The organism is Spirillospora sp. NPDC052242 (genome assembly GCF_040679555.1).
GTDB lineage: Bacteria > Actinomycetota > Actinomycetes > Streptosporangiales > Streptosporangiaceae > Spirillospora.
Map to the genome: position 1 here is coordinate 32,966 of NZ_JBFAUZ010000048.1, position 13,560 is coordinate 46,525.

Below are 13,560 nucleotides of genomic sequence, written 5' to 3' on the forward strand. Positions count from 1 at the left end.
CCGTGCGTCACCGGCACGTCCCGTCCCGTCCCACGTTCTTCCCCGTCCGGCGGCGCGTCTCACGGCGAACCGCCCCCCCGGCACACGGCGGCGAACGGCGCGGTGCGGCGCGGGCGGGTCAGCCGCGCCGCGGCGTGACGAGACCGGACTCGTAGGCGAACACCACCAGCTGGGCGCGGTCCCTGGCCCCCAGCTTGGTCATCGCCCTGCTCACGTGCGTCTTCGCGGTCGTCGGGCTGATCACCATGTGGGCGGCGATCTCGTCGTTGGACAGGCCGCGCGCCACCAGCGCGGTCACCTCGCGCTCCCGGTTGGTCAGCACGTCCAGCGTCTCCGGCGCCGGCTCCGGCCGCCGGGCGACGTACTCCCCGATCAGCCGGCGGGTGATCGCCGGGGACAGCAGCGCGTCGCCGCGGGCCGCGACCCGGACGCCCTGCAGCAGGTCGGCGGGCTCGGTGTCCTTGACCATGAAGCCGCAGGCCCCGGCGCGCAGCGCGTTGAAGACGTACTCGTCCAGCCCGTAGTTGGTGAGGATCACGACGTGGACGCCGTCCAGCCGTTCGTCCGCCGCGATCAGCCGGGTCGCCTCGATGCCGTCCATCACCGGCATCTGGACGTCGACGAGGGCGACGTCGGGCCGGTGCTCGCGGGCGAGCGCGACGCCCTGCTCGCCGTTCGCGGCCTCGGCCACCACCTCGATGTCGTCCTCGATCTCCAGCAGCGCCCGGAACCCGCCGCGGATCAGCGCCTGGTCGTCCACGAGCAGCACGCGGATCACGAGGCCGCCCCGAGGGGGAGCTCGGCCCGCACGGTGAAACCGCCCTCCGGGCGGGGCTCGGCCCGCAGCCGGCCGCCGAGCGCCACGACCCGCTCCCGCATGCCGAGCAGGCCCGTGCCGGGCACCGGCGGCGCGTCCGGATCGGCCTTTCCGTCGTCGTCGACCTGCACGACCAGCGCCCCGTCCCCGTAGTCGATGCGGACCGTCGCGGCCGCCCCGCCGGCGTGCCTGGAGACGTTGGTGAGCGCCTCCTGCACGATCCGGTACGCGGCCCGGTCCACCTCGGCCGGCAGGTCCCGCCGCGCCCCGCACACCGTCACCGTGGCCGGCAGCCCCGCCGAGCGGGCCCGCTCCACCAGGTCGTCGAGCCGGTCGAGGCCGCTGGCCGCCGCCTCGCCCCCGGCCTCCCCACCGGCCCCGGCCCTCCCGGACGCGGAGTCGCCGGGCTCGCGCAGCACCTCCAGCGTGGCGCGCAGCTCCCGCATCGCGTCGCCGCTCGCCTCCTGGATGGCCAGCAGCGCCGGGGGCGCCTCCTCGCCGCGCCGGTGCGCCAGATGGACCGCCACCCCCGCCTGCACCTTGATGACCGAGATGCTGTGGGTGAGGGAGTCGTGCAGCTCCCGGGCGATGCGCAGCCGCTCCTCGCCCGCGCGGCGCCGCGCCGCCTCCTCCCGGGTCCGTTCGGCCTCGGCGGCCCGCCGCTCGGCCTCCTCCAGGTACGCCTGCCGGTGCCGGGTCACCGTCGCCGCCACGCCGGACGCCACGAACCAGCCGACCAGCAGCGTCGTGTCCTGGAAGTTCTGCGCGGCCCCGTCGGCGCCGGACATGTTCACCGCCAGGCCCGCGCCCAGGAACCCCACGGCCGTCAGCGCCGCGATCACCGGGCGGCCGGCCCTGACCGTCGCGAACACCGCCACCATCACCGGGTACGCGGCCGCCGGTCCCGGCCGGACGTGCGCCGCGAGCACCAGCATGCACGCCGTCCCGGCGAACAGCGCCACCAGGGGCGCCCGCCGCCACGCGACGAGCGCGAGGGACCCGCCGAGGACGGCCGCGAGATCCAGCGCGCCCGCCCGCGGCTCGGCGAACACGAAGACCGACAGCAGCACGGCCATCGCCGCGGCGAGCAGCCCGTCCTGGGCGACCGGCCCCACCCGGTCCAAAAACTTCATTTTGCGTACCTTAGAAGCTTTTCCGCCGCAGGGCCTCCGCAGGACGGCGGAACGATCACTACTCCCGGCGAAGTAGCCGCGCCGCGTCTGCTCCCCCGGTGTCAGGCTCAGGACACTTCCCCGACAGGACGACCGCGGACCGGCCCGAACAGCACGATGTCCGGCATGAAAGCGATCAGAGGCAAGGACGGGTCGCCACCGGACGCACCACCGGACGTGCCCCCGGGCGTTCGGCCGGGGCTCACGCTCGCCGCGGTGGCCGTCGTGCAGTTCCTGGTGTCGCTGGACCTGTCGGTCGTGAACGTCGGCCTCCCGGAGATCGCCGCCGGCCTCGGCTTCGACACCATGGGCCTGACCTGGGTGATCCACGCCTACGCCCTCACCTTCGGCGGGCTGCTCCTGCTGGGCGGCAAGGCCGCCGACCGGTACGGGCGCAGGCGCGTCCTGCTGCTCGGGCTCGCCGTGTTCGGCCTCGCGTCGTTCGCGGGCGGCCTCGCCCAGCACCCCGGCCAGCTCGTCGCCGCGCGCGCCGCGCAGGGCGTCGGCGCCGCGGCGCTGGCGCCCGCCGCGCTGGCCCTGCTGGCCTCGACGTTCCCCGCCGGACGGGCCCGCGTGCGGGCCTTCGGGGTGTGGAGCGCGACGAACGCCGCGGGCGGCGCCCTCGGCGTCCTGATCGGCGGGCTGCTCACCGAGTACGCGGGCTGGCGCTGGGTGATGTTCGTCAACGTGCCGATGGCCGCGGTCGCCCTGGCCCTGACCTGGCGGGGCGTCGCCGCGGACCCGCCGCCCGCGCGCACCGGACGCCCGGACGTCCTCGGCGCCGTGCTCGCCACGGCCGGGACGACCCTGCTGGTGTTCGGCGTCGTCCGCACCGACCGGTACCCGTGGACCTCGGCGGTCACCCTGGCGACCCTGGCCGCGGCCGCCGCGCTGCTGGCCGCGTTCGTCCTGGTCGAGCGGACCACGACCCGCGAGCCGCTGGTCCGGATCGGCCTGTTCGCCAACCGCTCGGTCGCCGGCGCCAACGCCTACATCCTCCTGACCGGAGCCGCCATGGCCTCGGCCTTCTACTTCCTGTCGCTCTACCTGCAGCGGGTCCTGGGCAACGGGGCGGCGGCGACCGGGCTGATGTTCCTGCCGATGGCCCTCGGCGTGATCGCCGGGTCCGTGCTCGCCGTCAAGCTCGGCTACCGCCTCGCGCCCCGGACGCTCCTGGTCGCGGGCGGGCTGCTGACCGCGGCCGCGTTCGGCTGGTTCGGCCTGATCGGCCCCGACGGCGCCTACGCCACCGACGTGCTCGGCCCCTCGATCGCCGTCGGCGTCGGCTTCGGGCTGTGCCTGGCGCCCATCGTGTCCACCGGCACCGCGGGCGTCGCGCCCGGCGAGACCGGCACCGCGTCGGGCCTGCTCAACAGCTCCCGCCAGATCGGCGCGTCCCTCGGCCTCGCCGGGCTCGGCACCGTCGCGCACGACCGCACCGGCCCGGTCGCCACGCCCGAGACCCTCAACGACGGCTACGCGCTCGGCCTGTCCCTCGGCGCCGTGCTCCTGCTCGCCGCGGCCCTCATCGCCCTGACCGTCCTGCGCCCGGCCGGCCCGCCGCCCGCCGAAAGCGCCGGGGGCCGCGGCCCCCGCCCCGCCCGGGACCGCCCGGGCCCCGACCTTTCCGCAGCCCGACGCACGAAGGACGTCTCGCCATGACCGTCACCCCGATCGACCTCTTCGCGTCCACGCTCCACCTGCGCCACGGGGGCGCCGTCCACGCCGCGAGAAGAACGGCGGACGCCGGCCAGGACGGCTGGCGGCTCACCGCCCTGCACGCCAGGACCGACGCCGACGTCCGCGCCGACCACTGGGAGGTCCACCCCGAGGCCGAGGAGATCGTGTCCTGCCTCATCGGGAAGATCCGCCTCTACCTGCGCCCCGAACGGCCGGGCCGGCCGGAGGAGGAGATCCGGCTGCCGGCCGGGACCGCCGCGATCGTCCCCCGCGGACGATGGCACCGCATCGAGCTCGACACCCCCAGCAACATCATGGCCGTCACCCTGCCGCGCGGCAGCCGCCTGGAGAAGCGCACCGCCACCGACCCCCGGACCCCGGCCGTGACGAGCCCCGCGGAGGCGGGAGACCGATGACCGCCACCGAAACCGCACCCCCCGAGAAGGAACCCGGCCTGCTGCGCCCGCACCTGGGAAGCTTCGCCGCCGTCGTGATCCTGCAGGTGATCGGCGCCGTCGCCGGGCTGGCGCCGCTGCTGGCGGTCGTCGAACTCGGCCGCTCCCTGCTGGCGCCCGGCCCCCTCGACGACGGGCGCGTCCGGACGATCGTCATCGTGGGGGCGGCCGGCATGTTCGCCCGGCTGCTGCTCACGGCCGCGTCATCCGGGCTCGGGCACCTCGTCGACGACCGCGTGCAGCTGTCGTTCCGCCGCCGCCTCGCGGCACGGCTGGGCCGCGTGCCGATCGGGCGGCTCACCCGGCGCCGCACCGGCGAGCTCGCGAAGGTCGTCGGCGACGACGTCGGCGCCGTCCACCCCTTCATCGCCCACACCCCCGGCGAGCTGACCTCCGCGTTCGTCGTGCCGCTGGTGTCGCTGGCCTACCTGTTCACCGTGGACTGGCGCCTCACCCTCATCACGCTGATCCCGGTGGCGCTCGCGGTCGCGCTGGTCCCGCTGATGATGACCCCCGGCCGGCTGCGCGACCAGAAGGACTTCGACGCCGCCATGGGACGGATCGCGAGCTCGGTCGTCGAGTTCGTCCAGGGCATCGCGGTGGTCAAGGCGTTCGGCGGCGCCGAGCGCGCCCACCGCAGGTTCCGCGCCGCCGCCGACGACTTCGCCGACGTGTTCCTGCGCATGGTGCGCGGCCTGGCCGGGCTCGGCGCGGCGATGCAGGTGGTGGTGTCCCCGCCGTTCGTGCTGCTGGTCGTGCTGACCGGCGGCGCGGCCTTCGTCATCGACGGGTCCATGGCCGCCGCCGACCTGCTGCCCTTCCTGCTGCTGGGGCTCGGGCTGACCGCGCCCGTCGCGGCCCTCGGGCACGGCTTCGACGACCTGCAGGCCGCGCACCGCGCCGTCGGCCGGATCCGGGACGTGCTCGCCGAGGAGCCGCTGCCCCGGCCCGCGCACCCCGTCGCGCCGCACGGGCACCGGGTCGAACTGCGCGGCGTCCGGTTCGGCTACGACCCCGGGCACGAGGTGCTGCGCGGCATCGACCTGACGCTCGAACCCGGGACGGTCACCGCGCTCGTCGGCCCCTCGGGGAGCGGCAAGTCCACCCTCGTCCAGCTGCTGCCGCGGTTCTTCGACCCGACGCACGGCTCGGTCGTCCTCGGCGGCGCCGACCTGCGCGACCTCGACGCCCGGGAGCTGTACCGGACGGTCTCCTTCGTCTTCCAGGACGTCCGGCTGCTGCGCGCGTCCGTCGCCGACAACATCGCGCTGGCCGTCCCGCACGCCGACCGCGACGCCGTCGTCCGCGCCGCGCGGCTGGCGAACGTGCACGACCGCGTCCTCGAACTGCCCCGCGGGTACGACACGGTCATCGGCGACGAGGCCGGCCTGTCCGGCGGCGAGGCGCAGCGGATCGCGCTCGCCCGCGCGCTGCTCGCCGACGCGCCCGTCCTGGTGCTCGACGAGGCGACCGCCTTCGCCGACCCGCACACCGAACGGGCGGTGCGCCGCGCCCTGGCGACGCTGAAGGGCGACCGGACCGTCCTGGTCATCGCCCACCGCCTGGAGACCATCGCCGACGCCGACACCGTCGTGATGCTCGACCGGGGGACGATCGTCGAGCGCGGCGCCCCCGCCGACCTGCTGGCCCGCGACGGACACTTCGCCGCGTTCCGGCGGTCGCACCGCACCGGCGACACGGCACCCGAGGACGTCCTGCAAGGAGACCGGCGATGATCCGAACGCTGCTGCGCGTGCTGGGACACGAATACGCCCGGCCGGTGCGCCGCACCATGATCCTGATGACGATCACCGCGGTCGTCGAGGGCCTGTCCTACGCGCTGCTGGTCCCGCTGCTGCGGGAGCTGCTGGGCGGCACGCCCGCCGACGCCCGGCCCTGGCTCGCCGCGTTCGGCGCCGCCGTCGCGGTCTACGCGGTGCTGCGCTACGTCAGCGACCTGTCCGGGTTCCGGGTCGGCACCACGCTGCTGCGCGGCGTATACCACCGGCTCGGCGACCACCTCGCCCGGCTGCCCATCGGCTGGTACAGCGCGGGCCGCGTCGGCGAGGTGTCGGTGATGGCCAGCCACGGCGTCCTGCAGGCGATGAGCGCCATCGCGCACCTGCTCGCGCCGTTCATCAACGCCTGCGTCACCCCCCTGACGATCGTCGCGGTGATGCTCGCGTTCGACTGGCGCATGGGCCTGGCCGCCCTGGCCGCGGTCCCGCTGGTGGCGGCGATCCAAATCTGGACGGGACGCGCGATGGCCGCCGCCGACGCCGACCGCCGGGCCCGCGGCCGCGAGTCGAGCGCGCGGGTCATCGAGTACATCCAGGCCCAGCCGGTGCTGCGCGCCGGCGGCCGCACCGCCGAACGCTTCCGGCTGCTCGACGACTCGCTGCGCGACGTGCAGCGCGCGTCCCGCCGCACGGTGCTGTCGGCGCTGCCCGGCACGGTGGGCCTGACCCTCGTCGTGCAGGCGATGTTCACGATGCTGCTGGCCCTGGGCGCCTACCTCGCGCTCGGCGGGCGCATCGGGGCGGCGGAACTGTTGACCGTCCTCGTGCTCGCCGCCCGCTGCGCCGACCCGCTGCTGGCGCTGACGGACATCGGCAGCCAGATCCGCGGCGCGCGTGTCGAGCTCGCCGGGCTCGACGCCGTCCTGCGCACCGAGCCCCTGCCGGAGGCCACCCGACCCGTCCGGCCGGAGCACCACGGCCTGGAATTCGAGTCCGTCGTCTTCCGGCACGGCGACCGCACCGTCCTCGACGGCCTCGACCTGTCGGTGCCCGAGGGGCGGCGTGTCGCGATCGTCGGCCCGTCCGGCGCCGGCAAGAGCACGCTGCTGCAGCTCATCGCACGGTTCTACGACGTCCACGACGGCGCGGTGCGCGTGGGCGGCGCGGACGTGCGCGCCATCGGCGCCGAAAACCTGATGGCGCGGATCGCGATCGTCTTCCAGGACGTCTACCTGTTCGACGACACGATCGAGGAGAACGTGCGGCTCGGCCGCCCCGACGCCGACCCCGCCGAGGTCCGCGCGGCCGCCACCGCCGCGGGACTGGACGAGGTCATCGCGCGGCTCCCCGACGGCTGGGCCACCAACGTCGGCGAGGGCGGCGCGCTGCTGTCGGGCGGCGAACGCCAGCGCGTCTCGATCGCGCGGGCCCTGCTGAAGGACGCGCCCATCGTCCTGCTCGACGAGGTGACCTCCGCGCTCGACCCCGTGAACGAGGCGGCCGTCCACGACGGCATCGAACGGCTGATGGCGGGCCGGACCGTCGTGATGGTCGCGCACCGGCTGCGGACGGTCCGCCGCGCAGACCGCATCGCCTTCCTCGACGGCGGCCGCATCGTGGAGGAAGGCACCCACGACGAACTGCTCCGCCGCAACGGCCGCTACGCCGACTACTGGAACCTCTCCATGGCACCGGCCGACTGAACCGCCCTCCCCGCGAGCATCTCGACCCGGTACGTACCGGTGTCGAGGTGTTCGCGGGCGGGCGGCTCGGCAGCGGGCGGGCCGGGCACGATCCCCTGGCCTCGCCCACCGCGCACCCGGCGACGAGCAAGTCCTCGATCGCGGAACGATGAGTCTGGACCGCGCGGACGGTCCAACCGATGACCGCGACCCGAAGGAGCCCACGTGACGACGTCCGCCCATCTGCGCAAGACCGCCCTCTCCCTGCCGGAGGCCGCCGAGGAACGCACGAGCTCCGGCACGATCACGTTCGTCGTGCACGGCAAGCGCTTCGCTTCGACCGGCGAGAACACCGAGGCGCACCTGCGCCTCCCCCAGGCCGAGGCCGACGAGTTCCTCGCGGAGTACCCGGGAGCCGAACGGCTGTCCGAGCGGGGAAGGGCGGTCGGCGTCCGCGTCCCGCTCGAGGACATCAACGGCCAGCGGCTCAACCACTGGGTCCGCCGCGCCTGGCTCTCGCGGGCGCCGAAGCGCCTCGCGGCGCAGGCCGTCGCCGCGGACACCGCAACGCCCGGTGACGTCGGCGACCTGCCCAAGGCCATCGGACGTCCCGCCACCCGCGCCCTCACCGCCGCCGGCATCACCACGCTCGACCAGGTCGCCGACCTGACCGAGGCCGAACTGCGAGCCATGCACGGAATCGGCCCGAAGGTCGTGAAGATCCTCCACGAGACGCTCGCCGCCGGCGGGCGCACGTTCAGAGAATCGCGCTAGCACCCGCGCCGGGGACGACACCGGCGATGCTTCACCCGCAATGCGCCGACCTGCAGGGACTCGCCGAACCGCCCGTGCCGGGAGCGTCGATAGCATCGGGCCATGCGCATGCTCGTCGTGGACGCCTTCACCGATCGCCCCTTCGTCGGGAACCCGGCGGCCGTCTGCCTGCTCGACCGGCCCGCCGAGCCCGGCTGGATGCAGCGGGTCGCGGCCGAGATGAAGCACTCCGAGACCGCGTTCGTCCGTCCGATCGAGGCGCCCGACGCCGACTTCGAGCTGCGCTGGTTCACCCCGGCGGCGGAAGTCGCCCTGTGCGGGCACGCCACCCTGGCGAGCGCGCACGCACTGTACGAGACCGGGACGGCCACCGCACGTCCGATCCGGTTCCGGACGCTGCACTCGGGCGTCCTGACGGTGACGCGCGCACACGACGGCAGCCTGCACATGGACTTCCCGGCGTGCCCGCCCGCCGAGACCGAACCGCCGCACGATCTGGCCGCCATGCTGGGCGCCCGTCCGCTCTGGGCGGGCCGCACGTCCCTGGACGACCTTCTGGTGGAGGTCGGCGACGAGAAGACCGTCCGCGAGCTCGCTCCCGACACCGACGCCCTCGCCCGCCTGGACGTCCGCGGCGTGATCGTCACGGCCGCCGCCGACGAGGGCCGGGAGCACGCGTTCGTCTCCCGCTTCTTCGCCGCCGACCTGCTGCCCGGCGCCCACGAGGACCCGGTGACCGGCTCCGCCCACTGCGCGCTCGGCCCCTACTGGGGCGAGCGCTTCGGCCGCACCGACCTGGTCGGCTTCCAGGCGTCCGCCCGCGGCGGGCTCGTCGGCGTCACGCTCCGGGACGACCGGGTCGAACTCGCGGGCCACGCGGTCACCGTGCTCGACGGCGAATTCCGAGCCTGAACACCGACCGCCTCCCCGACACCCACGGCCCCAGGCCACCGCGGCGCGAATGCCGGGCCCGGCCTGGAGGAGCATCCGCTGCCGCGGCTGGTCGACGCGGGCGTCGCCGTCACGCCGGCCACGGACAACCCCGTCCAGCTCGGCACGACGATCGCACGGGAGTACGCCGAGGCGGCCGCACTCGACATGAGCGTCGAGCAACTCACCGGCTTCACCCGCAACGCGATCCGGGCGGCGTTCACCTCGGACGAACGCAAGTCCGCGATGCTCGTCGAACCGGCGGACGCCTGAGCGGACCGCAACTCTCCGGCACCGGCAGCCCGGCGGCCATCGCCGCCAGGCGGTCACTCAGGGTCCGGCAGGTCCATGAGCGCGAGTTTGGCCTGATCGACCAGGGCGACGATTTCGGTGATCCGGCCGCCGGAGACGGTGAAGGCGAGGAGGGAGAGCGGGGTGCCGTCCGCGCTCCAGGAGATGACCCCGGGACGACCGTTGACGATCGCCGAACGCCCCAGCGCCGCGGCGCCGGCCACTCGCGCGCGGCCGGCGACTTCGGTGGCTCCGAGCGTGACGAACCGGCCGTTCGGGGTGTGGACGGTGAACTTCACTTCAGGGTCGAGCACCTGCAGCAACTGCTCGAACCGACCGTCGCGGGCCGCCGCCAGGAAGGCTTGCACGACTTCGCGTCGTCCTCCGGCGCCCGCCGGCGACTGGTCGGCCCGCACCTTCCTGCGGGCGCGGCTGGCGAGCATCTTGGTCGCGCCGACGGATTTGTCGAGAATGATGCCGATCTCCTCGTAGGGCACGGCGAACACGTCGTGCAGCACGAACGCCAGCCGCTCGTTCGGGCGCAGCGAGTCGAGGACGGCGAGGAGCGCGAGGCCGACGGAGTCCTGGAGCGCCACGTCATCGTCGGGAGCGGGACCGTCGTCGAGCGTCACCGTCACCTCGGACGGCCCGCCGTCGAACAGGACCTCCGGGCGGGTCCGCCCGGACCGCAGGACGTCGAGGCTGATGCGGCCGACCACGGTGGTCAGCCAGCCGCCGAGGTTGTCGATGGTGTCGGCGTCCTGCCGGGAGAGACGCAGCCACGCCTCCTGGACCACGTCCTCCGCGTCGGCGTGTGATCCGAGGATGCGGTAGGCGACGGCTCGGAGCCGATCACGCTGGGACTCGAAGGCGTCGACGATCGGATCCGTGGGTTGGGTGCCGGGCACGTTGTTACCTTCCTGAAGGCTGCTCCGTCATGGGGATGACGCGCGGATGCCCCGCGACGTAACCGGATGAAGGAGAGCACTCCCCTATGAAGAACCGGCTCAAGAGCAAGAGCACCCTCAACGCCGACGTGTGGACGGCCATCCAGCACCTCCAGAAGGCGATCGCCGCCGGCGGCGTCGACCCGAAGTTGCTCGCCCTGGTTCACCTGCGCGCCAGCCAGGTCAACGGCTGCTCGGCGTGCGTCCACGCCGCCGTCGCCGGAGGCAAGAAGGCCGGTGACACCGACGAGCGGCTGCACAACGTCGCGGCGTGGCGCGAGGCCCCGTTCTACACCGACGCGGAGCGCGCGGCGCTGGCGCTGGCCGAGGCCGCCACCCGGCTGCAGGACGGCGCCGAAGGCGTCACCGACGAGATCTGGGAAGAGGTCAACGCCCGCTTCACCGAGGAGCAGATCGGCGCGATCAACCTGGAGATCGCGCTGACCAACTTCTTCAACCGGATCAACCGCACCATCAAGGAACCGGCCGGCCAGACCTGGGGCTGAGACGCGATGCCGGGCTCGTCGGGGGCATCCCGGCCCCCGACGAGCCCGTCCGCCGACGTCGCCGCCGCCGCGGAAATCACTCGGTGTCGGCGACCCCGGCTGAGCTGGGCCGGTAGCACAGGCGGACGACCCCCGACGGGAAGGTCGTGGTGTTGACCAGGTCCAGCCGGACCGGGCCGATCCCGTCGAAGATCCGCGGCCCCGACGCCCACAGGTAGGGGCTGACGTTGAACCAGAGCTCGTCGACGAGATCGTGGCCGATGAGCTCGCGGGCCAGTTCGCCGGCACAGGGAACGATCAGGTTGCCGTGATGTTCGTCCTTGAGACGGCCCACGCTCTCGGCGAGGTCGCCGTCGAGCAGGGTGGCGTTCCATTCCAGCGGCCCGGACAGCGACCGGGACGCGACGTACTTCGGCATGCCGTTCATCCGGGCCGCGTACGCCTCGAAGCCGGGAGCGTCGGCGAGCCGCGGCCAGACGGCGGCCAACCCTTCGTAGGTCCTGCGGCCGAGCACCATGGCGTCGGCCGCCTGCCACATCTCCAGCCCGGCCTGCATGCTGCCGGGATCGGTGACCAGCCATCCCTGCGGCTCGGGCGCCGGCGCTTCGAAAGCGCCGTTGACGGTCACGGCGACGTTGATGATCAGTCGTCCCACGGGGGGCTCCTCATGTCAGGCGTCGTATCGGGCGGCGTTCTACGCGCCGGCGGCCAGAACCGCCGCGAGTTTGTCGAGGCTCTGGCCGAAGCCGATCTCGATGCCCGCGATGGAGTCGGCGGACTCGACGGTGCTGTCGGTGAGCCGCCACCGGGCGTCCAGCTGCGTGCCGGTGTCGGTGGCCCGCAGGTCGTAGGTGATGTGGGCGGTGAAAGCGAAGCCGCCGTCGGGAAGCAACGGGGACAAGCGGTAGGCGAGGCGCTCCCCAGGGCGCAGTTCCTCGACGATTCCTTCCGCGCGTCCGGCGACCACGTCCGAGCCGTCGGCGTCCTCGAGGTCGCGGTACCCGAGGACGATCCGGCCGCCGGGTCGCGCCTGGAAGACGAGCTCGGAGACGCGCAACTCGTCGGGCGCCCACCAGCGGGCCAGCAAGGATTCCTCGGTCAGGTGCCGCCAGACCGACTCGCCGGGAGCCGCCAGCGAACGGACGAACCCGAACGATCGACCGTCGGCCCACCTCTCCGCCTCCGCGGCGCGCCGCTCGACGTCGAGGTTGGCCCCGTAGCGCTCGAAGGTCTCGTTGGGGCCGCCGGCCCGGTCCGCGGTGTCCGCGAGCCGATTCAGCGCGACCGCCAGGTCCCGCAGCGGACCGGGCCGCAGCGCGTAGATCCGGCGCTGGCCCGAGCGCTGGGAGGTCACGACCCCGGCGCGTTCGAGGGTCTGCAGATGCTTGGTCGTCTGGGGCTGGCGCGCCTCGGCGAGCCGCGCCAGGACACCGACGGAGCGGGGTCGCTCGGCCAGCAGGCTCACGAGCCGCCAACGGGCCGGATCGGCCAGCGCGGCGAGAAGCGGTGCGTCCACGGCGAGAAGCATTCCCCACAGAGAATATTCCTGTCAACGAATATCCCCAGGCTCACGGTGCGGTGCGGGCGGGACGGACGGTGGCCGGTGGCACGGAAAACCTGTTGGTGGGCCACGGCCACGACTGTTAGGTTTCCGGAGGCCGTGCCAGAGAACGAGGAGGTGGTACCCGTGAACGCAGTATCGACATGGGTGCTCCCCTCCGGGGTCACGGTCGGGCGATAGGTCGTCCGGGAGCGCCGTTCAAGAGCACTCCCGAAAGGCGCGACCATGCGCTTCACTTCCGAACGGCGCCTCGACGACGGCGTCCTCGAACGCGAATTCACCCTCGGCGAGATCCCCGGCGTCCTGTGGACGCCCGCATCCGCACCGGCCCCGCTGATCCTGCTCGGCCACCCCGGCGGACTGCGCGACATGTACCCCCGGCTGGTGGCCCGGGCCCGGCATTCCGCGGCGGACGGCTTCGCCGCGGCCACCATCGAGCTCCCCGGAGGCGGCGACCGGCCCCGCTCGGCCGCCGCCGAGCAGGCCCGCGCCGACCTGCGCCGGGCGCTGGCGGCCGGCGAACCGGTCGATGACGAGATCGTCGACCGGCTCGTCCTCCCGCTGGTCGAGAAGGCGGCCCCGGAGTGGCAGGCCGCCCTGGACGCCCTCCTCGCACTGCCCGAGATCGGCGGCCCCGTCGGCTACTCGGGCGGGGTGATCTCCATCGGGGTCCGGCTGGCCGCGGTCGAGCCGCGCATATCGGCGGCCGTGCTGTTCGCCGGGAGTTTCGTGCCGCGCGTCATGTTCGAGGAGGCGCGCCAGGTGACCATCCCGCTGCATGTCCTGCTGCAGTGGGACGACGAATGGAACGATCGGCAGACGGCCCTGGACCTGTTCGACGCCTTCGGCTCCGAAGAGAAGACGCTGCACGCCAATATGGGCGGCCACACCGGCGTCCCGCAATTCGCCGGGGACGCCGCGTCCCGGTTCTTCACCCGGCATCTGACCTAGCCGCCGAACACCCCAGCGTCAGGTCGGCAGCAGCCGCTCAAGCCGCCGCTCATCG

The 13,560-nt window shown here is 73.9% G+C and carries 14 protein-coding genes; 9 read left to right on the forward strand and 5 right to left on the reverse strand.

Annotation, left to right across the window (positions count from 1 at the left end):
- Window positions 1-118: 118 nt before the first annotated feature.
- Window positions 119-778, reverse strand: a complete 660-nt coding sequence (locus tag AB0L25_RS31865; protein ID WP_500176448.1) for a response regulator — start codon at window positions 776-778, stop codon at window positions 119-121.
- On the reverse strand, window positions 775-1,950 hold the full coding sequence (locus AB0L25_RS31870; RefSeq protein WP_500176449.1) for a sensor histidine kinase: 1,176 nt from the start codon (window positions 1,948-1,950) through the stop codon (window positions 775-777). The genes AB0L25_RS31865 and AB0L25_RS31870 overlap by 4 nt, the downstream gene beginning before the upstream one ends.
- Before the next feature lie 165 nt (window positions 1,951-2,115).
- Between AB0L25_RS31870 and AB0L25_RS31875 the strand changes: the two genes are divergently transcribed.
- The 7 genes from AB0L25_RS31875 (at window position 2,116) to AB0L25_RS31905 (ending at window position 9,522) form a co-directional block, all read left to right on the forward strand.
- Window positions 2,116-3,651, forward strand: a complete 1,536-nt coding sequence (locus AB0L25_RS31875; protein ID WP_500176450.1) for an MFS transporter — start codon at window positions 2,116-2,118, stop codon at window positions 3,649-3,651.
- On the forward strand, window positions 3,648-4,085 hold the full coding sequence (locus tag AB0L25_RS31880; RefSeq protein WP_500176451.1) for a cupin: 438 nt from the start codon (window positions 3,648-3,650) through the stop codon (window positions 4,083-4,085). The genes AB0L25_RS31875 and AB0L25_RS31880 overlap by 4 nt, the downstream gene beginning before the upstream one ends.
- Window positions 4,082-5,860 carry an ABC transporter ATP-binding protein gene (locus AB0L25_RS31885; protein WP_500176452.1) on the forward strand — a complete coding sequence of 593 codons (1,779 nt, stop codon included), beginning with the start codon at window positions 4,082-4,084 and terminating at the stop codon, window positions 5,858-5,860. The genes AB0L25_RS31880 and AB0L25_RS31885 overlap by 4 nt, the downstream gene beginning before the upstream one ends.
- The gene (locus tag AB0L25_RS31890; RefSeq protein WP_500176453.1) at window positions 5,857-7,566 is read left to right on the forward strand and encodes an ABC transporter ATP-binding protein; all 1,710 of its coding nucleotides are present in this window, start codon (window positions 5,857-5,859) and stop codon (window positions 7,564-7,566) included. Before AB0L25_RS31885 ends, AB0L25_RS31890 begins: the two co-directional genes overlap by 4 nt.
- A gap of 204 nt (window positions 7,567-7,770) precedes the next feature.
- Window positions 7,771-8,319, forward strand: coding sequence for a hypothetical protein (locus tag AB0L25_RS31895; protein WP_500176454.1), 549 nt, complete (start codon window positions 7,771-7,773; stop codon window positions 8,317-8,319).
- Window positions 8,320-8,421: 102 nt separating this feature from the next.
- Entirely contained in the window at window positions 8,422-9,231 is an 810-nt protein-coding gene (locus tag AB0L25_RS31900) for a PhzF family phenazine biosynthesis protein (RefSeq protein WP_500176455.1), read from the forward strand.
- Between the two features lie 63 nt (window positions 9,232-9,294).
- Window positions 9,295-9,522, forward strand: coding sequence for a hypothetical protein (locus tag AB0L25_RS31905; RefSeq protein WP_500176483.1), 228 nt, complete (start codon window positions 9,295-9,297; stop codon window positions 9,520-9,522).
- A gap of 53 nt (window positions 9,523-9,575) precedes the next feature.
- Here the strand turns inward: AB0L25_RS31905 and AB0L25_RS31910 are convergent, their stop codons facing one another.
- Entirely contained in the window at window positions 9,576-10,448 is an 873-nt protein-coding gene (locus tag AB0L25_RS31910) for a sigma-70 family RNA polymerase sigma factor (protein WP_500176456.1), read from the reverse strand.
- 86 nt (window positions 10,449-10,534) lie between these two features.
- On the opposite strand from AB0L25_RS31910, the gene AB0L25_RS31915 reads away from it, so the two are divergent.
- Window positions 10,535-10,993, forward strand: a complete 459-nt coding sequence (locus AB0L25_RS31915; protein WP_500176457.1) for a carboxymuconolactone decarboxylase family protein — start codon at window positions 10,535-10,537, stop codon at window positions 10,991-10,993.
- A gap of 76 nt (window positions 10,994-11,069) precedes the next feature.
- On the opposite strand, the gene AB0L25_RS31920 is transcribed toward AB0L25_RS31915, so the two are convergent.
- Both AB0L25_RS31920 and AB0L25_RS31925 read right to left on the reverse strand, forming a co-directional pair.
- A complete protein-coding gene (locus AB0L25_RS31920; RefSeq protein WP_500176458.1) occupies window positions 11,070-11,648 on the reverse strand; it encodes a dihydrofolate reductase family protein in 579 nt (192 codons plus the stop codon).
- Between the two features lie 39 nt (window positions 11,649-11,687).
- Window positions 11,688-12,509, reverse strand: a complete 822-nt coding sequence (locus AB0L25_RS31925) for a metalloregulator ArsR/SmtB family transcription factor (protein WP_500176459.1) — start codon at window positions 12,507-12,509, stop codon at window positions 11,688-11,690.
- Between the two features lie 270 nt (window positions 12,510-12,779).
- Between AB0L25_RS31925 and AB0L25_RS31930 the strand changes: the two genes are divergently transcribed.
- The gene (locus tag AB0L25_RS31930) at window positions 12,780-13,505 is read left to right on the forward strand and encodes a dienelactone hydrolase family protein (RefSeq protein ID WP_500176460.1); all 726 of its coding nucleotides are present in this window, start codon (window positions 12,780-12,782) and stop codon (window positions 13,503-13,505) included.
- The last annotated feature ends 55 nt before the right edge of the window (window positions 13,506-13,560 follow it).

What these genes read in the sequence shown, in the direction of transcription:
- AB0L25_RS31885 (WP_500176452.1), top strand. Translation starts at nt 4,082, where the DNA reads ATGACCGCCACCGAAACCGCACCCCCCGAGAAGGAACCCGGCCTGCTG.
- AB0L25_RS31880 (WP_500176451.1), top strand. Translation starts at nt 3,648, where the DNA reads ATGACCGTCACCCCGATCGACCTCTTCGCGTCCACGCTCCACCTGCGC.
- AB0L25_RS31890 (WP_500176453.1), top strand. Translation starts at nt 5,857, where the DNA reads ATGATCCGAACGCTGCTGCGCGTGCTGGGACACGAATACGCCCGGCCG.
- AB0L25_RS31870 (WP_500176449.1), bottom strand. Translation starts at nt 1,950, where the DNA reads ATGAAGTTTTTGGACCGGGTGGGGCCGGTCGCCCAGGACGGGCTGCTC.
- AB0L25_RS31930 (WP_500176460.1), top strand. Translation starts at nt 12,780, where the DNA reads ATGCGCTTCACTTCCGAACGGCGCCTCGACGACGGCGTCCTCGAACGC.
- AB0L25_RS31875 (WP_500176450.1), top strand. Translation starts at nt 2,116, where the DNA reads ATGAAAGCGATCAGAGGCAAGGACGGGTCGCCACCGGACGCACCACCG.
- AB0L25_RS31900 (WP_500176455.1), top strand. Translation starts at nt 8,422, where the DNA reads ATGCGCATGCTCGTCGTGGACGCCTTCACCGATCGCCCCTTCGTCGGG.
- AB0L25_RS31915 (WP_500176457.1), top strand. Translation starts at nt 10,535, where the DNA reads ATGAAGAACCGGCTCAAGAGCAAGAGCACCCTCAACGCCGACGTGTGG.